The organism is Fusicatenibacter saccharivorans, from assembly GCF_027667425.1.
GTDB classification, from domain to species: Bacteria; Bacillota; Clostridia; order Lachnospirales; family Lachnospiraceae; genus Fusicatenibacter; species Fusicatenibacter saccharivorans.
Genome location: NZ_JAQEGR010000008.1, coordinates 113636 through 137971, shown reverse-complemented (window position 1 = coordinate 137971; position 24336 = coordinate 113636). Strand labels below are relative to the sequence as shown.

Genomic DNA, 24336 nt, shown 5'->3' with positions numbered 1-24336 from the left:
CTTTCATACGAAAAACCGGAACCCGGCACCGCTTTCAAACAGCGGCTCCCGGGTTCCGGTTTTTCTCTGTATTTCTTTTTTTATTTATTCCTCGTGTTTGCTCAGTACTTCCATGCCTTCTCTTAACTTCAGGCGGATCTTTCCAAGCTCCAGACCATTTGCGCCGAAGTACAGCTTCAGGTAGTGGTTCGGGCCGAAGAAGAAGCCAAGGTCTCTCGTCTCTTTGATCCACTCACCTTTTGTTCCGCGGATGCTGATCATAGTTTTTACGATATTGTCGATGTACACGGTTACCGGCAGCTGTGCGAGGTCTTCCAGATCGGATTTCATCTCGATTTCGATATCGTACGTTCCCATCTTGTCAGCCAGAATCGTAACACCGCATACTTCACTGTTTCCTTTTTTCGTGTTCCATGCGGATGCGTCAATCACAACATCTCCCGTTGCCGGATCTGCCTCGTATGTTACAAGATCTGCTGCAACGAAATCGTTGTCGCCCATCTGCTCCTGTGCTTCTTTCTCTTCCTCGCTGATGCGGTCCAGGAACCGTAAGATGCTTGGAGTTCCAAGGATGAAATGCAGGACATTCATCGCATTTCTCTGCAGGTCGCCTCTTGTGATCTCGCCGTTTTCCAGTGCCTCTTTCACATCGTCCTGTCCCATATCGGAGCAGTCGGTGCATACCATGAAGACATCGTTTCCGGCAGATACCATCGGTGCATGGGTTGTTTTGGTTGCTTCATATCCCTCACGGTTTGACATTGCCCACCAGTCAGTCATAACGAAGCCGTCGTAGTTCCACTCGCCGCGCAGAATCGTGGTCAGAAGATCGTAATTTCCTGCAGTCCAGATGCCGTTGACCGGTCCGTAAGTGCTCATGATGGATCTTGCGCCGCCTTCTTTGACTGCGATTTCATATCCCTTCAGATAGATTTCACGCAGGGCACGCTCGGAAACAACGGCGTCCACATGATGTCGGTTGGACTCCTGGTTATTTGCACAGAAATGTTTGATGGTTCCGGTTACATCGGATTTTTCCATACCAAGAATCTGTACGGCACTGATCCATCCGGTCAGGTACGGATCCTCGGAGATATACTCAAAGTTACGGCCGTTCAGCGGGTTTCTGTGAATATTCATACCAGGTCCGAGCAAGGCATCGACACGGTTCTGTCTCATCTCGCGTCCTGCCATCTCGTACAGATCTTCTACCAGCGGAAGGTCAAACGTACAGCCAAGCAGGGTTCCGTTCGGCATGGAGAAGGCTCTCGTTCCGCAGTCAAAGCGGAGTCCGGACGGGCCGTCGGTACAGCAGGCTGCCGGAATACCGAATTCCTGCAGTTCCGGTGTCAGGCCGCCGAATGCTGCTGCGGTTCCCGGAGTAACCTTCGGGCTGCACATGCCCTCGCCGCGGAAGATGCAGATCAGATCTTCATCGGAAAGCTGTGCCACGAACTCTTCCATCGTTACTTTCTTATCCAGGACATCACCGAGCTTGTAGCCTTTGTCACCGGTATAGGTGATCGGCTCCATGCGGTTTTCTTTCATGCGCTCGATCGGATCTACGGTGCGCAGAGGAGCTGCCTCATATCCCGGTTTTAACGTTCCGTCTTCGCCCGGAACAGCTTTCATGCGCTCAAATGCTTCTACCGGAGCCATAGCCTCGGTCAGGATCTCAACCACTTTGAACGGCTGCTCGTATGCACCGGCAAAGGCTGCGCTTCTGACATCGCTTCCGACGTAGAACTCATAACTGCCCTCTTCGAGTACGTAGCAGGATTTGTGGCCGGTTGCACCGCTGTCATCGTAGGATGCAAAGCTCTCTTTGGTCACATCGATCGTCAGCGTCTCTTTTGCGCCTGGTGCAAGAACACCGGTCTTTGCAAAACCGACGAGTGCGCGGGATGGTTTTCCAAGAACACCCTGCGGAGCTTTTACATAAACCTGAACAACCTCTTTACCATCCGTTTTGCCGGTATTTTCAACGGTTGCCGTCACGGTTACATTGTCAACATCTTTCTCTTCTGCCTCTGCGGTCACGGCAAATGTCGTATAGGAAAGACCAAAACCGAACGGATACAATACTTTCTCTTTTGCAAAGGTCTCAAAGTAGCGGTATCCGACGTAGATATCCTCTTTGTACTCATTGCGGGTCAGATCGCCGAAGCAGCTTTGGGACGGATAGTCCTCGATATTCTCTGCAATCGTGTCGGTCAGCTTACCGCACGGATTGACTCTTCCCATCAGTACATCGGCAACACCGTTTCCGCCTTCCTGACCACCCTGCCATACATAGAGAACAGCTGCCGGATTGCACTCTTTCACCCATTTCATGTCGATAATGTTTCCGACGTTCAGCACAACGATTGTTCTTGCAAATGCTTTGCTGACTTTTTCTACCATCTCTTTTTCAGTATCGGTTAAGAGATAGCTGCCTGCCTCATTTTTGTTGTCCTGATCCTCACCTGCGGTACGGCCTACAACAACGATGGCTGCATCGGCGCCTTTTGCACTCTCCACGATCTCGTCGGTCAGCTCCATCTCTTTTTGGGACCACGGCACCTTGCCCCAGCCCTGTCCTTCGTCGTACGGATTTTTCTCGATCCATTTTTCGTATGTTCCAAGAAGATTCTCGTCGAGTGTAATGTCTTTTTCTTCTTTTAAGGCATCCAGAATACCGACAACGTATTTCGTATTGACAAGACCGCCGGAGCCAAGTCCGCTCTTATAATAGTGGAATGCAATTCTTCCGAAAACAGCCACTTTGTCTCCTTTTCGAAGCGGGAGTGCCTCATTTTCGTTTTTCAGAAGTACACAGCCTTCTGCCGCTGCCTGACGGGCCAGTGCTGCATATTTGTTGAAATCCAGTGGTGTAAATTTTCCCATTTTGTTCCCCTTTCTCCTGTATCCTTTCTGATCCGACAAGTGCCGGGACACCTGATACTTCCGGGTCCCGGCACCTGTTCTGGTCTCTTGTCTTTTATTATCTCGTATTCCTGGCTTTTTTTCCAGTTCTTTTCTTATCTTTTTTTCGTCTGATATTGACCTTTTTGTTCCTGTCTTATCCGATCAGTCCCTGGACAATTAATACCAGAAGCAGCAACGGCAGAATATAAGAAAGATAAACCCGTACCCAGTCCGGCACTTTCAGGCCCCCGCCCTTATTTGCCTCTGCCTGGTAGTTTTTGAAGCCCCAGCCCCATTTTGAAGTACAGAACAGAAGGTAAATCAGAGAGCCGACCGGCAGCAGAAGGTTGCTGACGATAAAGTCCTCAAGATCAAGAACGGTGCTTCCTGCGCCGAGCGGCTGGAATCCGGACCACACATTGTAGCCGAGTGCACACGGCAGGGATCCTAAGATCACCAGAATGCAGTTGATGATGGCTGACTGTTTTCTGGAAACGCCGAAAATCTCAGAAAAACAGCACATGATATTCTCAAATACAGCGATGATGGTAGACAGCGCCGCAAAGAACAGGAACAGGAAGAAGAAGCTTCCGAAAATCCGTCCGCCCTTCATCGAGGTGAAAATGTGCGGCAGCGTCATAAAGATCAGCTTCGGGCCGCTGTCCGGCTGTACGTTGTAGGAGAAGCACGCCGGGAAAATGATGAGGCCTGCGGTAATCGCTACAAACGTATCGAGCGCTGCAATGCTGACTGCCTCGCCGAGCAGGGATTTTCCGCCGTTTAAGTAGCTGCCGAAAATCAGCATCGCGCCGATACCAAGGCTCAGCGTAAAAAATGCCTGGCTCATCGCGTTTGTGATAATGTGGAACAGTCCCACCTGTTCGATCTGCTGCATATCCGGCACCAGATAGAATTTCAGTCCCTCTTTGGCACCCGGCATCGTAAAGCTGTAAACCGCAAGGAAAATCATGATGACCATCAACACGATCATCATCACCTTTGTAACACGCTCCACGCCGTTCTGCAGACCCACCGAACAGATCAGAAAGCCTGCAATTGTAATAATCAGCATGGTAATGACAAGAATCGACGGAGATGAAAGCATCTCGTTGAATTTTCCGGTTACGGCGTCGCCTGTCAGGCCGCTGAATTTTCCGATTAAAAAGCTGTAGAAATAGTACAGCATCCAGCCTGCAACGACGGTGTAGAACATCATCAGCAGATAGTTTCCGATGAGGGCAACGTATCCGTGGATATGCCACTTCTGCCCTTTCTTTTCCAGTTCCCCATACGCGCGCACGGTACTCTTTTTGCTTCCTCTTCCGATGGCAAGCTCCATCGACAGAATCGGAACTCCCATGATGGCAAGGAACAGCAGGTAAAACAGCACGAAAATGCCGCCTCCGTTGTTTCCTACCATATACGGAAATTTCCATACATTTCCGATGCCGATGGCACATCCTGCCGAAAGCAGAAGAAAGCCAAGGCGCGATTGGAATGTTTCTCGTTCCATTTCTTTTTGTTCCTCCCTTTTTTCTTCCATACTCCCGGAATTTCTCCGCAAGTACATCTTCGTACAAAACCAAGACTTCAGACAGCACCGTTCTGCCGTTCTTTCCGGTATGCCGACGGCGAGATTCCCATATGGTGACGGAATACTTTTCCAAAATAGTTTCCACTGGAAAATCCGGTTTCTGCTGCAATCTCTTCCACACTCTTTCCGGTATTCAAGAGCAGCGTCATCGCTTTGCGAATTCTCGCTTCCTGAAGATACTGCATGGGAGAAACGCCTGTTTCCTCCCGGAAGCATCTCGTAAAATGGGCAAAGGAAACCCGGCTCTGTTCTGCCAGCTGTTCAATCCCCTGCACAGATGCGCAGTCGGTATCCATCTGCCGTATCGCTTCCCGAACAAAAAAATGTGTCTGCTTCCGCTCCGGACGCTGTACCTCCCGCAGAAGAGAACAAAAAAACTGATACAAAAACACACCGCATTCATACGGTTCCGACCGGTAACCGTTTTTCAGTTTTCGATGCATCTGCAGTGCAGTCCGAATTGGCTCGCTATCTGCATCCGCATAAAAAACATCTCCTGTTTTTTCAAACAGTCGTTCTGCCGCATAGGACACTGCACTTCCACGAAAATGAAAATACAGAAAAATCCATGGTTCTTCGGATTCCGGATGCAGATAATATCTGCTATTCTCCGGAATCTGACACAAAAATCCTCTCCCGGGACGCATTTCATACGTTTTTCCGTTTTTTTCAAACCATCCTGTTCCCGAAAGCGTATACTGCATCAGCCATCCGGAATATGTTCCGCGGTCTGTATTATGAAATGCATACGGTTCCTTCCATCTCTTTTCCACCCCGCCGTCCAGCAGCAAAAACGGAGCGTTCGGCCAGTGATCCAGATCCAGGATTCCATATACTCCGATCAGATCTTCCATCAAAAAATTACCTCTTTTATCCGGTTTGTCTTCTTGTTTTGCACTATGTCCTTTATTATACTTTTCTTATCAGAAAAAAACAAGCATTGCTTTAGAAAGGAGTTTTTTCTTATGCATCTGACAAACAAAAATACATGTGCACCAACCCCACCGATGGGCTGGAACAGCTACGATTACTATGATACAACCGTGGACGAGGCTGCGGTAAAGGCAAATGCCGACTATATGGCAAAGCACTTAAAAGCATATGGCTGGGAGTATATTGTAGTGGATATCCAGTGGTATGCAAAAAAGGCCGGTTCCATGCGCGACCGGTATCAGTATATTCCATTCTCTGAACTGGAAATGGACGAATACTCCCGTCTGCTGCCGGATCCCGAACGTTTTCCATCTTCTGCAGACGGTTCCGGCTTTAAACCACTTGCCGACTATGTACACAGTCTGGGGCTGAAATTCGGAATTCACATCATGCGCGGTATTCCGCGAATCGCTGCACATCATCACGGAAAGATCAAGAACAGTTCTCTTGGTGCTGAACACGTTGCCGATCCTACGGTCATCTGCGGCTGGAATCCGGATATGTACGGTGTACGCGATCTTCCGGAAGGACAGCTTTACTATGATTCCCTGCTGGAGCTCTACGCTTCCTGGGGTGTTGATTACATTAAATGCGATGATATCTGTAATACCAACATGCACAAAAATCCGTTTGCAGCTGCGCATGAGATCGAGATGCTCTCGAATGCCATCCAAAAATGCGGACGGCCGATCGTCCTCTCTCTGTCTCCGGGACCTGCGCTCATAGAGAAAGCATGGTTCTATGAAAAGCACGCGAATCTCTGGCGCATCACCGATGATTTCTGGGACAACTGGGCACAGTTAAAGGATATGTTCCAGCGTTGCGAGCTCTGGCAGAGCCACGTCTCTGCCGGCTGTTATCCGGACTGTGATATGCTGCCGCTTGGCGAACTCGGAAAAGGTTTTGCTACAGAACATCATACGTATTTTACCCCGGATGAGCAGAAAACGATGATGACACTCTGGTGTCTCTTCGGCTCTCCACTGATGCTCGGTGCCGAAATGACGCTTCTCGATGACGATACACTGGCACTTCTTACGAACACGGATATTCTCGCGATGCTGCCTCCGTCCGTTCGTCCGCATCAGATCACGCGTACAGACAATGAAGCTGTGTGGTATGCAAAGGATGACACAACCGGAACAACCTACGTTGCACTTTTTAATCTTTCGGATGCACCGCAGACGGTTTCTTCCACACTTGCCGATGCAGACTGCCCACTGGAGTCTGTTGCGGCGAAAGAACTCTGGAGCGGTAAAGCACTTTCTTTAAACGGCGGTTTTTCTGCTTCTCTTGCTCCGCACGCCTGCAGCGTATGCCGTTTTGAAACACGATAAAACGATCATTTCTTAAAACAAGCAGCAAATCATGTCCTGCCCGGGACCAAAACAATGGTTTTTCCTCCGGGCAGGGCATTTTTATGCTCTATTCATACCGCGCAATCTCTTTTCGCAGCCGCTTCATAATCCGTTTTTCCAGCCGCGAGATATACGACTGGGAAATCCCGAGAAGATCCGCGACTTCTTTCTGCGTTTTCTCCCGTCCCTCCGGCATATTGATGCCGAACCGGAGCTTCACAATCACCTGCTCCCGCTCAGAGAGCTTGCTGATTGCGCTTCCCAGCACGCGATGTTCCGCCTCCTGCTCGAGCCCCTGATAGATCACATCCTCCTCCGTTCCGAGGATATCCGACAAAAGAAGCTCATTTCCATCCCAGTCTACATTGAGCGGCTCATCGATCGAGACCTCCATCCGTGTCTTGTTATTTCTCCGCAGATACATCAGAATCTCGTTCTCAATGCACCGGGACGCGTACGTGGCAAGCTTGATCTTTTTTTCCGGATTGAACGTGTTAATTGCCTTGATGAGGCCGATGGTTCCAATCGAAATCAGATCCTCCACACCAACTCCTGTATTATCAAATTTCTGTGCAATGTAGACGACGAGACGCAGGTTGTGTTCGATCAGCTCGCTCCTTGCCGTCTCGTTTTCCGGATCGGAAAGCCCCGCAATCGCATCGGCCTCCTCCTGTCCTTCCAAAGGCGCCGGGAGAACATCTGTGCCCCCGATATAAAAAATTTCCCCTGTCTGACGAAATACAGCCGGCACGGACCGCGGCAGCATACGAAGCCGGAATCCGTTTGGCAGTGCAGCCTGCAGCATACTTCATTCCTCCTGTCCTTCCATGAGATCTGGATGCAAAATTATTTCATAGCCCCTGGGAGATGAACTATTTTCTCCGCCAAGCGCAATCAGCGGTCCGCTTATGTGCCTGGCTGTATGTTCTGTCACAAGAATCATTTCCGAGATCCGGATCACCGGCAGAAAGCCCCGGCCTTCCAGTCCGCGAAACGGTATGTAACGGGGCTGCAGCGCAAGAAGCCGTTCCGGCTCCGGCACCGTCTCGTGCCTTGCAAGCGCCGCAATCCCTGTCCGCATTTCGTCCGGGAACAATTCGAGTATCACAGTGTACGGTACGACCGAGACCGGCTTTTTGGTTGTGGCATCCCGCAAAGTATTGCCCGTGTCGTACAGTCCTTTTACTTTTTTCCATTTCCCATTCTGCACAAGCTGTACCGTAACCTGCCTGGCGTGTTCCAGGAGTATCTCCTTTCGGATCTTCAGCAGGAGGAGTGTTCCCGCATATGCGGCACTCCCGGAAAGAAGAAAAAGAAAAATTCCCCTTCCCGGCATCAGCTCCCGGAACAGGCGGTATGCACTGCCGATCAGAAAACCGGACAGTATATAGCCTGCCATTCCCACCACAAGATCCCGTACTGTCGTGATTCTGCAGCCAGATTTCACCATCCCTGTTGTAATTCCGATTCCGACCAGGGCGAGCAGCGCACCCGGCAGATACCGTGCAAACACGGCATACAGCACCGCATAACCGGCGCCGAGCGCGGCTGCCGCAAAACTCCTTCTTCGCGTGGCAGATCGTTTCAGAAGAAAGGAGGAAAGGCGCAGAATAGTATAATTCAGCAGAAGATTCTCTGCAAAGAGAAGATCCAGAAAGATCTCATAGTGCAAAAAAACACCCCCTGCGCCTTTTGCATGGTCTGAATTTCTAACAGACCCTATTATAGACGGAAGGGGGTGAATTTTTTGTCGTTTTCGGAAGAATGACCTTCTTTTTTGATCAACAAACTTCGACACGCCGCAACATTTTCGGTCTGCGGCGTGTCGAGGTAAATTCGTTATTTGCTTATTATTCTTTGCTTATCTGCGGTTTCTTAAGAAATCCGGGATCTGGATGTCCTTTTTCGGAACATTGCTTGTCATGGTCTGCTGAGCCTGTACCTGCGGCTGCACCTGAACCTGTGGCTGCGGCTGTACCGGAGCGGAAGCTTTCGGAGCAGTGTGTACCGGAGCGGCTGCCTGTGCAGAGAAGCTGCTGCTGGAAAATGCGCTCTTTCTTGCATCTGCCGGCTCTTTGCGGGATACGCTTGCCTGTTTCGCCGTTGCATCGTTGAGGCCTGTTGCGATAACGGTGATCTTCGCTGTATCGGTAACAGAATCATCATACATAGCACCGAAGATGATGTTTGCATCCTCTCCAGCCAGATTCTGTACGTAACTTGCAGCATCGTTTGCATCCATAAGGGAGATATCTCCGGAAATGTTGATGATAACGTGGCTTGCACCCTCGATGGTGGTCTCAAGCAGCGGACTGGAAACAGCCTGCTGTACAGCCTCGAGCGCTTTGTCGTCGCCCTTTGCCTCGCCGATACCGATGTGGGCGATACCCTTGTCGGTCATAACGGTCTGAACATCTGCGAAGTCGAGGTTGATGAGTGCCGGCAGGTTGATCAGGTCTGTGATGCCCTGTACGGCCTGCTGCAGAACCTCGTCTGCTTTCTTTAATGCCTCCGGCATGGTTGTCCGGCGGTCTACGATTTCAAGAAGTTTGTCGTTCGGGATCACGATCAGGGTATCTACGTTTTCCTCGAGTTTTTCGATTCCCATCAGCGCATTGCTCATACGGGTTCTTGCCTCGAATTTGAACGGTTTTGTTACAACGCCGACAGTCAGAATGCCCATTTCTTTTGCAACGCCTGCTACAACCGGTGCTGCACCTGTTCCGGTTCCGCCGCCCATACCGCAGGTGACGAATACCATATCAGCGCCTTCCATGATCTGTTTGAGCTCTTCGATGCTCTCCTCGGCTGCTTTCTCTCCAACCTCAGGTTTTGCTCCTGCGCCCAGTCCCTTGGTCAGCTTCTCGCCGATCTGGAGAATGGTAGGTGCCTTACAGAGGGTCAGCGCCTGTTTATCGGTGTTGATTCCAACGAATTCAACGCCGCCGATGGATTCCTCCACCATTCTATTTACAGCATTATTTCCTGCACCACCTACACCGATTACGATAATCTTTGCAGATGATTCTGCCTCATTTGTCATGATCTCTAACAATTTCAACTTCCTCCTTTTGATTATGAACTGCTGTCTATCTCAAAATAGTCTGATATTCTGATGGTCATACATAAAGATATAATATAATTTCTTCGGAAAATAATCAACTGTTTTTTTCGTATTTCATAAAAAATTCAGGATTATTGCGTTTTTTTGACGGCTTTCCTTTCCTCTTATACATCTTTCGAGAAGACAAAGCTGCTGTCGCCGTCCTTGTAATCCTCCATATGGAGTTCTCCGGAAAGACCGGAAAGGCTCGGCAGGATTGCTGCTACGCGCGTCATCTTTTCTTCTAACGCCGTATCGGTTCCAAGCAGAATCCGCACGGTATCATAGTAATGCAGAATAATTTCGCTGTTCTCATTAAATTCCACACTGTCCGGCGTGATATTGTATTTCTCCGTCATTCTCGTAAGTGCGAGCATGGTGCGGAAAACTGCCGGTTTTTCAACCGGGAGCTGCTTGTTCACGGTCACATAGTCAAACGTAAGTCCTGTTACAAGCGGAACATCGGAAAGGGTCGGCTGAAAGTCTGTCGTTGTCACACGTGCACTTTTAATCGTATCCGCCGAGAGCGCACCGTCGGACGTACTGCTTTCGGATGCTGTGCCATCGGATGATACGCTTTCGGATGCAAGCGACTCACTCGTAAGGGATCCATCCGCACTCGTTCCATCGGAGGCGGTTCCGTCGGAAGGCTCACCCTCCGCAGGTGTTTCCTGCTCCTCGTCCACGCACTCCAGCACGATGCCGTTCTTGTCAAAATAGACCTTCTGGCCTTCGTACTCGACATAACCGACCACTTTTTTCTCATTTACCTGGATGCAGATGGTGTCATAGCTTACAAACGTAAACTCCACGGAGTTCATAAAAGGAATATCGCTCATATCAACCTTCGAATGAAACGTCGTAAGAAGCACCGTGTTTTTCATCCACTTGTCGTCCGCGACCATCTCTTTGATTTCATCTTTTGTATACCGGGTGTTCCCCGCCACCTGGATATTGCGGATTTTGAACACATTAAAAAACAAGGCACCTGCAAGGCCGACGCCAAGCACCACCCCGGTCAGAATCCGTATTTTTCTGTTTTTCTTCTTTTTTCTGTTTTTTTTCTGTCTCATATTTCTTTTTCTACGATAATCTTGGCTCCGAGTTCCCGGAGCGTTTCTGGAAACCGTTCATACCCCCGCTCAATCAGTTCTGTCTGCCGGATTGTGGAAAATCCTTCTGCGGCAAGCGCCGCCGATACGAGTGCCGCGCCGCCCCGAAGATCCTGGGAAACAACTTCTGCACCGTGCAGACGGCTTTTTTCGGCCGTCAGCCATTTTCCGCAGATCTGCAGCGTACCGCCCATTTTCTGCAGCTCCTCTGCCGTCCGGAGGCGGTCCTCAAATACATTTTCACAGATACAGCTCTTTCCTTCCAGCGTCATCGCTGCCGCCAGATACAGCGACTGCAGATCCGTCGGAAAACCGGGATATTCCTCTGTCTCCACGTACGGAACAGCATGCTGCACGTTTTTGCTGTCTGCTACCAGTGTACCACTCTTCCTTGTATATTGTCCACCTATTTTCTGATAGAGGGACAGAACCGCCCCCATTTCGTCCAGCGGCGCGCCGGAAAGCGTCAGGTGCCCCCGCGTCGCCGCGCCCATCAGAAGATACGTCCCTGCCGCGATCCGGTCACCCGGAACACGATACCGGCAGCCGGACAGCAGTCTCTTTCCTCGCCTTCCGTAAACGGTAATCTGCTCCGTCCCCTCGCCGGTAATCTCCGCTCCCATGGCCTTAAGAAACCGGCAGAGATGAACCACTTCCGGCTCCCGCGCACAGTGCTCCAGCCTTGTTGCACCTTCCGCTCCGACAGCAAAAAGAACCGCATTTTCCGTCGCCCCGACGCTCTTTTTCGGAAAGCAGAGCACGGCTCCTTTCGGATGATCTGCCTTTGCCCGAATGGTGCCGTCCTCCTCGAAGACCTCGGCTCCCAGAAGCTCCATTGCCCTCTGATGCAGGTCCGTCGGCCGCTTTCCGATCCGGCAGCCGCCGGCCCCTGCAAGGTATGCCTCCCCTGTCCTTGCAAGAAGACTTCCCAGAAACAAAAGAGAGGCGCGCAGTCTCTTCGAAAGCGCTCCCTCCACACGGCTTTTTTCGATCTTTTCACAGTTCAGGTGGAGCGCATTCCTCTCCCACCAGACTGTTCCGCCAAGGCTTCTTACAATCTCCGCCATATCCTCCACATCGGAAATCTTCGGGCAGCCTTCCAGCACGACCTCCTCTTTTGTCAGAACCGCCGCCGCGATCATGGGAAGAACGGCATTTTTGGAACCCTGGACTGTTACCGTTCCGCAAAGCCGCCTTCCGCCGAGAATCTGATATACTCCCACCTGTTCTCTCCCATCCGGCCTCTCTTTTTACGGTATGCATTACACTCCCGTTTTGTTCCCGTTCTGCAGCGCTTTTCCGCCTTTTTAATCGGTGTCCCTCGAGACCGACAGGGCAAGCCCCATCTCGCCGAGCAGAAACAGCACGGAGGTGCCGCCGTAACTGATAAAAGGCAGCGTAATGCCGGTATTCGGAATCGTATTTGTCACAACCGCGATGTTCAGGATCACCTGAAGCGCAATATGCCCCATAATTCCGCCCGCAATCAGTGCTCCGCCAAGATCCCGCGCATGGATCGAAATGACCATCAAGCGCCAGATCAGCACCGCAAACACGGCGATCACCAGGCAGGCGCCGAACAGTCCGCCCTCCTCACAGATAATCGAAAAGATCATATCATTCTGCGCTTCCGGCACAAAGCCAAGCTTCTGCAGGCCTTTTCCAAGCCCGCAGCCAAAGATTCTCCCGCTGCCGATCGCATAGAGTCCCTGAATGGTCTGGAACCCCTTCTCGTACGCCTCCGGGTTGCGCCAGATGGCAAGGCGTTCGAGGCGGTAGCTCTCCATCATCAGAAAAACGGCAATAAACCCGATGCCGGCGCCTCCGATTCCGAGAAACGGCAGGTAGCCCGGATGTGAAATAAAGATCAGAAATGCACAGATTCCGAGCAAAATAATCGCCGTACTTAAGTTATTGCTTCCGACAAGCGCTGCAATCGGCAGGGTGCACAGCACCGCCTTTGTCATAAACCAGAGACTGTCGGACCGGCCTTTCGTGTGCTCCATCACCCAGGGCAGGAAGAGAATCACCGCCATCTTGGCAAATTCCGAGGGCTGGAACGATAAGGGGCCAAGCTTTAACCACCGCTTCGAGCCGTTGTACTCACTTCCGAAAAAGAGCACCGCCGTCGAGAGCGCAAGGGAAGCCGCATAAAACCACGGTGCCAGTGCAAACAGCCGCCGGTAATCTATTTTTGCAACCGCATACATACCGATCACACCGAGCGCACTTGCAAAGAGCTGCTTCTTGAAATAATAAGCCGGGTCATGGAATCTGACCCGGCCGTTATACGCGCTGGCGCTGTACAGAATCACAAGGCCAAGGCCAAGCAGAATCCATACCGTCACTAGCAGCGTCCCATCTATTTTTTTCTCTTTTTCCTTCCGCATCCGCGCCACACCCGCCGTTCGCTCTTTTTCAGCTTATGCGGGATAGTTTCCTGATATGACGTTTTTACAGTGCTCTTACGTACTCCTTAAACAGCTCACCGCGCTGCTCGTAGCTCTTAAACTGATCCCAGCTTGCGCAGGCCGGGGAAAGAAGAACCGCATCCCCTGCATTTGCCTTGTCGTGGCAGATCTGTACGGCTTCTTTTAAGTTGTCTGCCATGATAATGTCGTTGAATCCGACGCTTCTTGCCGCTTTTGCGATCTTCTCTTTCGTATCTCCGATCAAAACCAGGAAGCGTACCTTTCCATCGAATGCCTGAATCCACTCTTCGTAGGTGGACTGCTTGTCGTAGCCGCCGCCGATCAGCAGAGTCGGGCGGTTCATCGCCTGGATGCCTTTGATGGCCGCATCCGGATTCGTTCCCTTGGAATCGTTGTAATATGCCACGCCGTCCTTCTCGCAGACATACTCGATGCGGTGCTCTACCCCTGCAAACTCCTGAATGACTTTGCGGACAGTTTCCATCGGCACGCCTGCATGAAGTGCCATCGCAGAAGCAACCATGACGTTTTCAAAATTATGTAGGCCGAGCAGTTTTAAGTCGTCGGTTCTGGTCAGAAGCTCCGTCTCGCCGTTCTTTGCAATGCGGATTTCGCCGTCCTGATAATAGATGCCGTCCTTTAACGCACGCAGACTCGAGAAGTACATCACCTGTACTTTCTTCTCTGCCATCAGTTTTTCGCCGAACGGGCGCAGGATTTCGTCCTCATAATTCAGCACACAGAGATCATCCATCGTCTGATTTTCGGTGATACACTCTTTCACGCGGATATACTCTTCCATCGTGTGATGGCGGTTCAGATGATCCTCGGTAATGTTTGTGATCGCACTTGCCGCCGGATGGAACTCTTTGATGGTTTCCAGCTGGAAGCTGCTGATCTCGGCAACCGTTACGGTATCATCTGTCGTGTCGAGTGCTGCGGATGTGTACGGGGTTCCGATGTTTCCGACCACTTTTACTTCCGGCTGATATGCTTTCATGATCTCGCCGAGCAGCGATGTTGTGGTGGTCTTTCCGTTAGTACCGGTAATCGCAAGCACTTTTCCGCGGCTTACCTGATACGCCAGCTCCACTTCACCGATGACCGGGATCTCTTTTTCTTTCATTTTAAGGACAACCGGCAGATCCGTCGGAACGCCCGGGCTTAAAACGACAAGATCAAGGCTGTCGAGCATCTCCTCCGGGAGCTCGCCTAAGACAACTTCCACGCTGTCACGGCTCTCTAATTTTTTTAAGATTTCTTCTTTTTCGAGTTTGTCATTTCCATCGTAAAGAACGACAGAAGCACCTTTCTTGTGCAGCAGCTCCTCCGCTGCAATTCCACTCTTTCCGGTTCCGAAAACCAGTACTTTTTTTCCTGCGAAAATCATGTTTGATTACCTCCATATTTTAAAGCCCCATCAATGCGATCAGGCATAGTATCGCTGTGATTGTAGCAAACACCGTCACAATCTGTGTCTCCGACCAGCCCATCAGCTCGAAATGGTGATGGATCGGCGTCATCTTGAAGATCCGTTTTCCCTTCGTCAGTTTGAAGAATGACACCTGCAGGATCACAGAGAGAATCTCCATCATATAAATGAATCCCACAAGCGGCAGAAATAAGGGGAGACGTAAGAAACACGCCATTCCCGAGACGAAACCGCCGAGTGCCAGACTTCCGGTATCGCCCATAAAGACGCGGGCAGGAAATACATTGAATACCAGAAACCCCAGCAGACTCCCGATAACCGCAAGCGGGGACGGGGAAACACCGTTTCCGAGGCCGATCGATGCCACGGAAAAGAAAACAGCATTTAAAATCGTCACACTCGCCGCCAGTCCGTCAAGGCCGTCGGTAAAGTTGACACCGTTGACCGTTCCAAGAATCACAAAGGCGAGAAACGGAATCGTAAAAATCCCTGCGTCCAGCTCTTTGCCTGGAAGGAACGGAATGCGCATCCGGAGGGAAATTCCGGAAAAACGCGCCAAATACCACAGAAAGACTGCTGTAATCACTGCCTGCAGTGCCATTTTCTGCTTCGGGTACAGCCCGTCGCTGCGGTGCAGCACGACTTTCAGATAGTCATCGAGAAAGCCGATCAGGCCAAAACCAAGCGTCAGAAACAGCACCGGAACCACTTCCGCTCCCTCTTTCCGGAAAAGGAGGGAAACTGCGGTAAACGCCGCCAGAAACATCACGCCGCCCATCGTCGGGGTTCCCGCTTTTTTCTGGTGGCTCGGCACACCCTCTTCCCGCTCCTTCTGCCCCGCTTTGACTTTTCGCAGAAACGGGATCAGAACCGGCCCCAGCGCCAGGCTGATGCCAAAGGAAAGAAGAACCGGCAGGATCATTTCTCTTTTCATAGACGCACCTCTTCCTTTTTGTACGGATTGTGTACGGAACAGGCATGTCAAAATATTTTCTCCAGCCTATTCAGTATATAGCTTTTTGTTCTGTTTCGCAACCTTCTTTTATAATCCAAGTTACGGTTCGCTCAGCAGTGAAACACTTGCTGTTTCGCTGCGTAAGAAAGTGATTCAGGTGTGAGCAGCCCTCCTTTTGCGAAGCAAAACTTTAAATGAGGGCTGCGAAGGACACAATTCTCAGGTTTCCTGAGAATTGTGTCCAATACCGAGATACGGAAGTACATTGGAAAAGATATCGCGGATCACCGGCGCGCAGATCGTTCCGCCGTAGTAGACGCCCTGCGGATTGCGGATAATGCAAAGCCCCAGCACCGTCGGATGCTCCGCCGGGGTGAAGCCGAGGAATGAGGAAATATAGCGGTTGGCGCTCCGCGGAAGTGTCTGCGAAGTTGCCGTCTTTCCGCCGATGGAATATCCCTCGAGGTACGCATTCTTTCCAGACCCTTCTGAAACGACGCTTTCCAGAATTTCGCGCACCGTCCTGGAAGTTTCTTCCGAAAGAACCCCTTCTTTTTCCGGAAAATTCAGATGCTTTACAACATTTCCTTCTTCATTGAGCACATCCGTTGCGACATGCGGCGTCACCATTTTTCCGCCGTTGACGAGCGCAGAGACCGTCGCCGCCAAGCGGATCGGCGTGATCTGGAAGGACTGGCCGAATGCCATCGTCGCAAGCTCAACCTCTCCGATGTTTTCCTCCTTGTGCATAATCGTCGATGCCTCGCCCGGCAGATCGATCCCTGTCTTTTCCATCAGGCCGAATTTCCGGAAGTAATCACAGAACTTTTCCACACCGAGCCGCAGCCCCACTTCAATGAACACCGGGTTGCACGAGTTCTGCGCGCCCTGCACGAAGTTTTCGGCTCCGTGTCCCGTCCGCTTGTGGCAGTGGATCCGGCGGTCCTCCACGATTTTGTAGCCGGGACAGAAAAACGAATCGTTCGGCGACACAACGCCCTCCGAAAGTCCCGCCGACATCGTGATGATCTTAAAGGTAGATCCCGGCTCGTACGTATCGTTGATGCAGGCATTCCGCCACATCTGGTTCAGCAGATCCTGAATTTCTTTTTCCGAAAGTCCCGTTGTATCCTGCTGCAGCGTGAACGGATCGTTGAGGTCGAACTCCGGCACATTGACACAGGCATAGATTTCTCCGTTCTGCGGATTCATAAGAAGAATCGAGACGCTGTCCGCCTGTTTTTCTGCCATCGCCTTTTCCGCTGCCTGCTGGCAGTACGCCTGGATATTGACATCCAGGCTGACCTTTAAGTCCCTTCCCGCCACCGGCTCCTGGCGGCTCTCCCCGATGCCGTTCTGCTCAATCCCGCGCGCATCCGTTGTCGTCAGGATTTTTCCGTTGATTCCTTTTAAAATTTCCTCATATTCCACCTCCAGCCCGATGATGCCCTGATTATCGCCTCCGGTGAAGCCGATAACGCGCGACGCCAGCTTCCCTTTGGGGTAATACCGCTTGAAATCCTCATCCACTTTTACCCCCGCGTATCCGTACGACCGGATGGTATCACCCGTCTTCTTGTCCACATTCGTCTTGACACGCTCGATTGAAGACCGCTTCTCCACGCGTTTCCGCGCCGTCTCCTCCGAAATTCCAAGCTCTTTTACCAGCATCGCAATCACCGCCTCCGGCTCCTCGATCTGGCTGTGGATCACGGAAATCGTACAGACCGTGCGGTTTGCCGCGAGAACTTCCCCGTTTGCATCAAGAATCCGGCCGCGCGCCGCCTTGATCCCGCGCTCCCGCTCGTGCAGATCATCCGCCTTCTCGGAATAATAGACGGACCGGAACACACACAGATACACCAGCCGCCCGGCAAGTCCGACCATCATTCCCATGCAGAGTACCCACAGAAGAACCGTCTTTTTCCGGTGATACGTTTTGTTTTTACGCATAGAATACCCCATAGCCGAATCCATTATGATAACACTATATGGAAACTGCTATGGGGTTATGTCTTTTGTTTTTTATGTTTTTTTACTCTTCATTGATGAGATCCAGCTCGGCGTTTGTCAGACCGCCGTTCTCGATATTGCTGTTTTCAGCACTGTTTTCCGTATCGTCTTCCTGTACCGGTGCCGCTACGTTTGGATCATCCGTTCCGGTCTCGGAGCCTTCGCCCGTCACACCGTCCGTATCATCCGGGAATACGTTCAAATACGGCAGCAGTTCTGTGTAGATCTCTTTTACGATCTCCTGTGCCAGCACACTGTTCGCCTGATTTTCTACATCCGGCTCGTCCACAATCGCGTAAACAACAGCTTTCGGGTTTTCTACCGGTGCAAATCCGATAAAGGAAACGAGATATTTTCCATTGCCTCGCGGATACTTCTGTGCAGTACCTGTTTTTCCTCCCATCGTGTAACCGGCAACCTTTGCACTCTGGCCGCTTCCATCGGTCACGACTCCCTGGAGGAAACTTCTCATTTTATCGCTGATTTCCGCGGAAACCGTCTGACGCACCAGATTCGGCTCATTGCTCTCAACAACAGCTCCTGTGCTGTCCGTGATCGTCTTCATCACATGCGGCTGGTAATAATTGCCTCCGTTGATCAGAGAGGAAAACGCAGCTGCCTGCTGTACCATCGTCACGGTATAGCCCTGTCCGAATGTACTCGTTGCAAGCTCGGTCGGTCCCATGGTATCCTCCGTGTGAACCAGGCCGTACGCCTCACCCGGCAGGTCAATTCCTGTCAGACTGCCGAAACCGAAAATATCCTGATAGCGGAGAAATTCCGCTGCTCCCATCTTCTGTCCGATCTGCATCATACCAGCGTTGCAGGAGTTTTTCAGTACATCGGCCGGTGTCTGTACGCCATGTGTTCCCGGATAAGCTCCGCAGCGGATCATCTGCCCTGCAATCGTCTCAAACCCCTCACAGTCAAACAGGGTATCATCATCGATTACATCGAGGGAATATGCCGCCGCCACGTTCATCGGTTTTGCCGTGGAACCTGGCTCATATGCATCGGAAATACAGTAGTTTTTCCAGATGGCACTCAAAGCCTCCATTGTCTCGTTATCGTTCATCGCATCAATTTCTTCCTGCGAATAGAACGGTGTCAGATCTCTTGGATTGTTCAGGTCATACCAGTCGGAAGAATCCATACCAAGAATCTCTCCATTGTTCGGATCCATCACGACAACGCCGATATTCTTTGCCGCTTTTGTCTGACGGTTCGTCTCAGTGTCCGATTCGTCCGCGCCGTTCTGGACATGAATCCGCTCATTGTAATTCTCGATCGCCGTGCGGATGATCTTCTGAATATTTACATCAATCGTCGTAACCACGTTTTTGCCCGGCTGCGCCTCGATGATCGTCTGTTCCATATCCGCATCTTCGTTGTAATAGCCGAACTGGCGGCCATTCACGCCATTTAAGATACTGGAATAATACCCTTCGATTCCCCAGTCTGCCGTGTCTCCTGAATACGTAAAGCCGATCAGATCGCAGGCAAGTGAATTTAACGGATACGTTCTGTGGTAGGATTCCTCGAACCAGACGCCGCGGATGTTGGCACGGTATGCTTTTTCCGCCTGCTCGTTCTCATCGAGCTCCTTGTTCTTTTTGTCCGCGTACTCGTCCACATAGGCCTCAAACGCTTTTTTCGCGTCCATCGAGACCTCTCTGGCGAGAACCTGGTACTGGCTTTCTTTTGTCGTTTCGCCGGTCAGACGATCCCGGATATCCGTCTCGTCGAGTCCGAAGTATTCAACCAGTGCTGCTACGGTCGGATCGACGTACGGATGGGTATCGTTCTTTTCTTCATCTTTTACCGTCGTATTGGCAAGTTTACAGTCGAGAATAACGTTGTAAACCTTCTCACTCGTTGCCAGAATCGTTCCGTTCCGGTCGGTGATACTTCCCCGCTGGAATGGAATTGTCCTGCTGTCGTAGGACTGCTGCGTCTGGCTTAAAACCTGTCTTTCGTATTTTTCTCCCTTTGTGGCATTCACATACGTAATGTCAATCGCTAAAGCAACAAAAACCAGCATCACTCCCAAAAAGAGTGCTACCAGTTTTCTGCTCATACGCCCACTTGTCTTCCGTCTCCGGAATGCCCCGCTTCGTTTTTTATTTTTTTTCTGTTTACTCACGTTTTCACCTATTTCGCATCCGGAACATCCTGATACTGTCTCACATAGCTGTTTTCTGAATCATCGAAATAAATTACCTGGGACTCATCTGCATATTTCATGCCGAGCCGGTTCTGTGCTGCTTCTTTGACTGCCTCAAGATCTTCGGAGGCAACCGTTGTATTGTAATAGGCGTCATTGTCCGCCTTCAGATCGCTCAATTCTTTTTCTTTGCTGGTAATGTCTTCCGCCTGCGTGGTAACCACGGTCTGCAACTTGACATACGCAACACACGCCGCGATACACAGTGTGCAGACAATGGCAAGAAAAACAGCGTAGCCCGCGCTGATCTGTGTCGCCCGTGCCCGGTTTCTTCTTGTCTGGCTGCTCACACCCGATTTCAGAGGCCGTGCTTCTTTTGGTGCTTCCTGCGGCTGTGCTGCAAGACGCCGTACCGCACTTCCGTCCTCAAACGTATCTGGCGTATAACGTTTCGTTCTATCTGTCGAATTTACCCTTCCATCTGCCCGTCTGGCCATAACTTCTCTGTCTCCTTCGTGCCGAGCCGTCACACTTTTCGTTCAAAGACGCGCAGTTTTGCGCTCTTGGAACGGGGATTTGTTTCCATTTCCTCTTCTCCCGGCAAGATCGGTTTCCGAGTTACTACGGTTCCCTTGGACTTCTTTCCGCATATACAGACCGGAAATTCCGGCGGACACGTACATGGATGCTCGTTTTTTCTGAAAATGTTTTTTACGATACGGTCTTCCAGAGAATGAAAGGTGATGACACAAAGTCTTCCACCGTCATTTAAGAGATCAATCATGCCGTCCAGTGACTCCGACAGAACGGTAAGTTCCTGGTTCACTTCGATACGGATTGCCTGAAAGGTTCTCTTGGCCGGATGGCCGCCCGTCGCCCTTATTTTTGCCGGAATCGAGCGCTTGATGATTTCGATTAACTCCCCAGTTGTTCGAATCGGCGCCTGCTGCCGGCTTACGCATATATTGTGTGCAATTTTTCTTGCAAAACGCTCTTCTCCATATTCATGGAGAATACGCGAAAGATTCTCTTCACTGTAATCGTTCACGACTTCGTACGCGGAAAGAGCATTTCTCTGATCCATCCGCATATCCAGCGGAACATCCTCACGGTATGTGAATCCACGCTCTGCATTATCCAGCTGATAGGATGAAACTCCAAGATCCAGCAGGATTCCGTCTACCCCGGTGACTCCGATTTCGGCAAGACGCGGAACCATATCGCAATAATTGCTGCGGATAATCGTGACCTGGTTCTGAAATGGTTCCAGGCGTTTACCCGCAGCAGCTATCGCAGCTTCGTCCTGATCTATGCCTATTAATCTCCCCGTGGCAGATAAGCGCTCACATATATGACTGGAATGTCCAGCGCCTCCCAACGTCCCGTCCACGTAGATTCCGTCCGGTTTTATCTTAAGGTTTTCAATGGTTTCATTCAGTAATACTGATGTATGCGAAAATTCCATGGTCATCTCCTGTATCCCAACGAAACAGATCAGATCACAATGCCCATCTCTTCCATTGATTCGGCGATGGCATCCATATCATCATAATTGCTGTTTTCGTTCCATTTTTCCTTGCTCCAGATTTCAATCCGGTTGATATTTCCGGTAAGGACTACATCTTTTTCCAGACCAGCAAATTCCCGCAGCGTTGCCGGTACGAGAATCCTCCCCTGCTTGTCCAGTTCACATGACGTAGCACCTGCTACAAAGAAACGGGAAAAAGTTCTGGCGTTTTTGTTTGTAAGTGGTAAGGCTCTCAGCTTCTCTTCAAAGGCAGCCCATTCGTCGTTTGGGTAAATGGAAAGGCATCCGTCCAATCCCTTCGTCAGTACAAACTCTTCTCCCAGCTGTTCTCTGAACTTGGACGGTATGATCAATCTTCCCTTCGCGTCAATCGTATGACTGTACTCTCCCATGAACATAATGAAAACCCTCTTATCACCTGAAATGGCGGTCTCCCCACGCACCACTTCATGTATTGCGCCGCAGCCAGACTGCCACATCCGCTCCACAACGCACCACTTTTCACCACTTTCTACCACTTATATTTTTATTCTATATCAACTCAGGGAAAATAGCAAGGTCTTTTTTCTATTTCATTTTTAAGATTTTCCCCAAAATGCAACATTTTTATGCGCATTTTCCGCCTTTTTTATACCAATTTTGTATCAAAAAAGAGAAAACCTTTTTTGCCGGTTTTCCCCTTTTCTGTATTTTTATTCTGTTTTTTTCACTGGTTTTATCCTTAAGAATGGGCTGTCTCCCCACCGGATGATAATTTTTTTCGTTTCCATACCACCAGGATGGTACATCCCACCACAAGGCACCCCGAAAGGAGCTGGGAAACCGGAAGTCCCACCACCGGAAGCAGAAGCTGGTCGGTGCGGAGTCCCTCGATCCAGATTCTTCCAAGGCCGTATCCTATCAGATACATCAGGAACACTTCGCCGTTAAATTTTTTTCTTTTCCGAAACCAGAAAAGAAAAAGCAGGACACCCACATTCCATAAACTTTCATATAAAAAGGTGGGATGCACCTGAATATACTCGACGCCGTTTACCGTCACCACATGATCCCACATTTTCTGTGTGATTTCATTGGCACGGACCGCGGAAACCGGAAGCTGCATTGCAAACAGGTTGTTAGTGTAGTCACCGAATGCCTCACGGTTAAAGAAGTTTCCCCACCGTCCCATAATCTGACCGAACACGATGCTCATGCTCGCGGTATCCATCAGAAGGCTGAAGTTCTGTTTCTTCTTTCTGCTGTAAATCACCACCGCAATGCAGGCACCGATGATGCCGCCGTAGATGGCAAGTCCGCCTTGGCGGATGTTGAAAATACTCAAAAGATCATCCTTATAATAGTCCCAGGCAAATATAACGTAGTAAATCCGCGCCCCGAGAATACCGGCTGCGATGCCGATCATCGCAAGATCGAGGTACTGCTCCGGGTTCTGCCCTGTCCGCTTTGCCTCTCTTTGGGCAATCCAGATCGCAATCATCATACCGGTTACGATCACGATGCCGTAATAGGCAATGGAAAATCCGAAAATACTGATGTTTTTTCCCACATGGTCGAGATAGATCCCGAGATTGGGAAAATTAATTTCCATATCCATAACTTATATTCTCTCTTATTATTACTTATCAAACGTTGAAACGGAACAGGATGACATCGCCGTCGCGGACAATGTAATCTTTTCCTTCCATACGCACAAGGCCTTTCTCTCTTGCTCCTGCGTAGGAACCGCAGTCGAGCAGATCCTGATAATTGACAACCTCGGCTTTGATGAATCCGCGCTCGAAATCGGTGTGGATTTTTCCGGCTGCCTGCGGTGCTTTTGTTCCGACTTTGATGGTCCATGCACGGGTCTCATCCTCTCCTGCTGTAAGGAAGCTCATGAGGCCGAGCAGACGGTAGCTTGCTGCGATCAGTTTTTCCAGGCCGGACTCGGTAAGACCAAGATCCTCGAGGAACATTTTTTTCTCATCCTCTTCGAGTTCGGAGATTTCTGCCTCGATCTCGGCGCAGATGACGAATACTTCGCTGTTGTGCTCTTTTGCATATTCGCGGACGGACTGTACATAGGAGTTGTTTGCACCGTCGTCAGCGAGATCATCCTCTGCTACGTTTGCTGCGTAGATGACCGGTTTACTGGTCAGCAGGTTGTACTCTGCGATCCATTTCTCCTCGTCCTCGTTCTGCAGCTCCATCAGGATGGCATCTTTTCCGTCCTCGAGCAGTTTTTTCAGACGCTCCTGGAATTCGAGCTCTTTTGCTGCCTCTTTGTCCATTCTTGCAGATTTTGCAGTTTTGGAAATACGGCGCTCGAGTACCTCAAGGTCGGCGAAGATCAGCTCAAGGTCGATGGTCTCGATATCACGGAGCGGATCAATGCTGCCGTCTACGTGGATAACGTTCGGATCCTCGAAGCATCTGACAACGTGAACGATAGCGTCTACCTCACGGATATTGGCAAGGAACTGGTTTCCAAGTCCCTCTCCTTTGGATGCACCTTTTACAAGACCTGCGATGTCAACGAACTCGATGACAGCCGGTGTTACTTTCTTGGACTGATAGAAATCTCCGAGCTGCTGCAGACGCTTGTCCGGAACCGGCACGATGCCGACATTCGGGTCAATGGTACAGAACGGATAGTTTGCGCTCTCTGCTCCTGCTTTGGTCAGGGAATTGAAAAGTGTACTTTTTCCGACGTTCGGAAGGCCCACGATACCTAATTTCATAGTAATCTATATCTCCTTTGTTTTTATTTTTCGCTTCTTTTTCTGTTCGGGTTCTTTTTATGCACAAAAAGAGCCCAATGCA

General features: G+C 50.5%; 19 protein-coding genes. 1 reads left to right on the top strand and 18 read right to left on the bottom strand.

All coding sequences use genetic code 11. The annotated features are described in order from the left end of the window. Positions 1-84: 84 nt before the first annotated feature. From PGS38_RS09325 to PGS38_RS09315, 3 genes are all read right to left on the bottom strand, one after another. Positions 85-2886 (bottom strand): glycoside hydrolase family 3 protein, encoded by a 2802-nt coding sequence (locus tag PGS38_RS09325; protein ID WP_117804196.1) that lies wholly within the window; start codon positions 2884-2886, stop codon positions 85-87. Between the two features lie 175 nt (positions 2887-3061). Continuing rightward, entirely contained in the window at positions 3062-4420 is a 1359-nt protein-coding gene (locus PGS38_RS09320) for a sodium-dependent transporter (RefSeq protein WP_055226948.1), read from the bottom strand. 77 nt (positions 4421-4497) lie between these two features. Further along, a complete protein-coding gene (locus PGS38_RS09315; RefSeq protein ID WP_117509636.1) occupies positions 4498-5355 on the bottom strand; it encodes an AraC family transcriptional regulator in 858 nt (285 codons plus the stop codon). 111 nt (positions 5356-5466) lie between these two features. Here PGS38_RS09315 and PGS38_RS09310 point away from each other — a divergent pair, with 111 nt between their 5' ends. Then, a complete protein-coding gene (locus PGS38_RS09310) occupies positions 5467-6771 on the top strand; it encodes a glycoside hydrolase family 27 protein (RefSeq protein WP_117801959.1) in 1305 nt (434 codons plus the stop codon). Positions 6772-6859: 88 nt separating this feature from the next. Here the strand turns inward: PGS38_RS09310 and sigE are convergent, their stop codons facing one another. The 15 genes from sigE to ychF all read right to left on the bottom strand — a co-directional run bounded on the left by sigE (position 6860) and on the right by ychF (position 24254). After that, the gene (sigE, locus tag PGS38_RS09305) at positions 6860-7558 is read right to left on the bottom strand and encodes an RNA polymerase sporulation sigma factor SigE (RefSeq protein ID WP_330377007.1); all 699 of its coding nucleotides are present in this window, start codon (positions 7556-7558) and stop codon (positions 6860-6862) included. 42 nt (positions 7559-7600) lie between these two features. Next, a complete protein-coding gene (locus tag PGS38_RS09300; protein ID WP_055265761.1) occupies positions 7601-8464 on the bottom strand; it encodes a sigma-E processing peptidase SpoIIGA in 864 nt (287 codons plus the stop codon). Between the two features lie 189 nt (positions 8465-8653). After that, positions 8654-9835 (bottom strand): cell division protein FtsZ, encoded by a 1182-nt coding sequence (ftsZ, locus tag PGS38_RS09295; RefSeq protein ID WP_055219889.1) that lies wholly within the window; start codon positions 9833-9835, stop codon positions 8654-8656. 185 nt (positions 9836-10020) lie between these two features. Next, entirely contained in the window at positions 10021-10968 is a 948-nt protein-coding gene (locus PGS38_RS09290) for a cell division protein FtsQ/DivIB (protein WP_117760483.1), read from the bottom strand. After that, a complete protein-coding gene (murA, locus tag PGS38_RS09285; RefSeq protein WP_117760484.1) occupies positions 10965-12230 on the bottom strand; it encodes a UDP-N-acetylglucosamine 1-carboxyvinyltransferase in 1266 nt (421 codons plus the stop codon). Before murA ends, PGS38_RS09290 begins: the two co-directional genes overlap by 4 nt. Before the next feature lie 84 nt (positions 12231-12314). After that, positions 12315-13397, bottom strand: coding sequence for an FtsW/RodA/SpoVE family cell cycle protein (locus tag PGS38_RS09280; protein WP_117509641.1), 1083 nt, complete (start codon positions 13395-13397; stop codon positions 12315-12317). Positions 13398-13461: 64 nt separating this feature from the next. Beyond that, positions 13462-14829, bottom strand: coding sequence for a UDP-N-acetylmuramoyl-L-alanine--D-glutamate ligase (gene murD / locus PGS38_RS09275; protein WP_117509642.1), 1368 nt, complete (start codon positions 14827-14829; stop codon positions 13462-13464). 19 nt (positions 14830-14848) lie between these two features. After that, positions 14849-15805, bottom strand: coding sequence for a phospho-N-acetylmuramoyl-pentapeptide-transferase (gene mraY / locus PGS38_RS09270; RefSeq protein WP_055226954.1), 957 nt, complete (start codon positions 15803-15805; stop codon positions 14849-14851). A gap of 240 nt (positions 15806-16045) precedes the next feature. Further along, complete coding sequence (locus tag PGS38_RS09265; RefSeq protein ID WP_270476181.1) at positions 16046-17779, bottom strand: peptidoglycan D,D-transpeptidase FtsI family protein; 1734 nt, start codon at positions 17777-17779, stop codon at positions 16046-16048. An 82-nt stretch (positions 17780-17861) separates the two neighbouring features. Next, entirely contained in the window at positions 17862-19916 is a 2055-nt protein-coding gene (locus PGS38_RS09260; RefSeq protein WP_055226958.1) for a peptidoglycan D,D-transpeptidase FtsI family protein, read from the bottom strand. Positions 19917-19990: 74 nt separating this feature from the next. Next, positions 19991-20500 carry a hypothetical protein gene (locus PGS38_RS09255; protein ID WP_022461068.1) on the bottom strand — a complete coding sequence of 170 codons (510 nt, stop codon included), beginning with the start codon at positions 20498-20500 and terminating at the stop codon, positions 19991-19993. A gap of 29 nt (positions 20501-20529) precedes the next feature. Then, entirely contained in the window at positions 20530-21468 is a 939-nt protein-coding gene (gene rsmH, locus PGS38_RS09250; protein ID WP_173827246.1) for a 16S rRNA (cytosine(1402)-N(4))-methyltransferase RsmH, read from the bottom strand. Between the two features lie 29 nt (positions 21469-21497). Continuing rightward, the gene (gene mraZ / locus PGS38_RS09245) at positions 21498-21929 is read right to left on the bottom strand and encodes a division/cell wall cluster transcriptional repressor MraZ (protein ID WP_022461070.1); all 432 of its coding nucleotides are present in this window, start codon (positions 21927-21929) and stop codon (positions 21498-21500) included. Positions 21930-22252: 323 nt separating this feature from the next. Next, entirely contained in the window at positions 22253-23128 is an 876-nt protein-coding gene (gene lgt, locus PGS38_RS09240; protein WP_022461071.1) for a prolipoprotein diacylglyceryl transferase, read from the bottom strand. Between the two features lie 28 nt (positions 23129-23156). Continuing rightward, positions 23157-24254, bottom strand: a complete 1098-nt coding sequence (gene ychF, locus PGS38_RS09235; RefSeq protein WP_022461456.1) for a redox-regulated ATPase YchF — start codon at positions 24252-24254, stop codon at positions 23157-23159. Between the last annotated feature and the right edge of the window lie 82 nt (positions 24255-24336).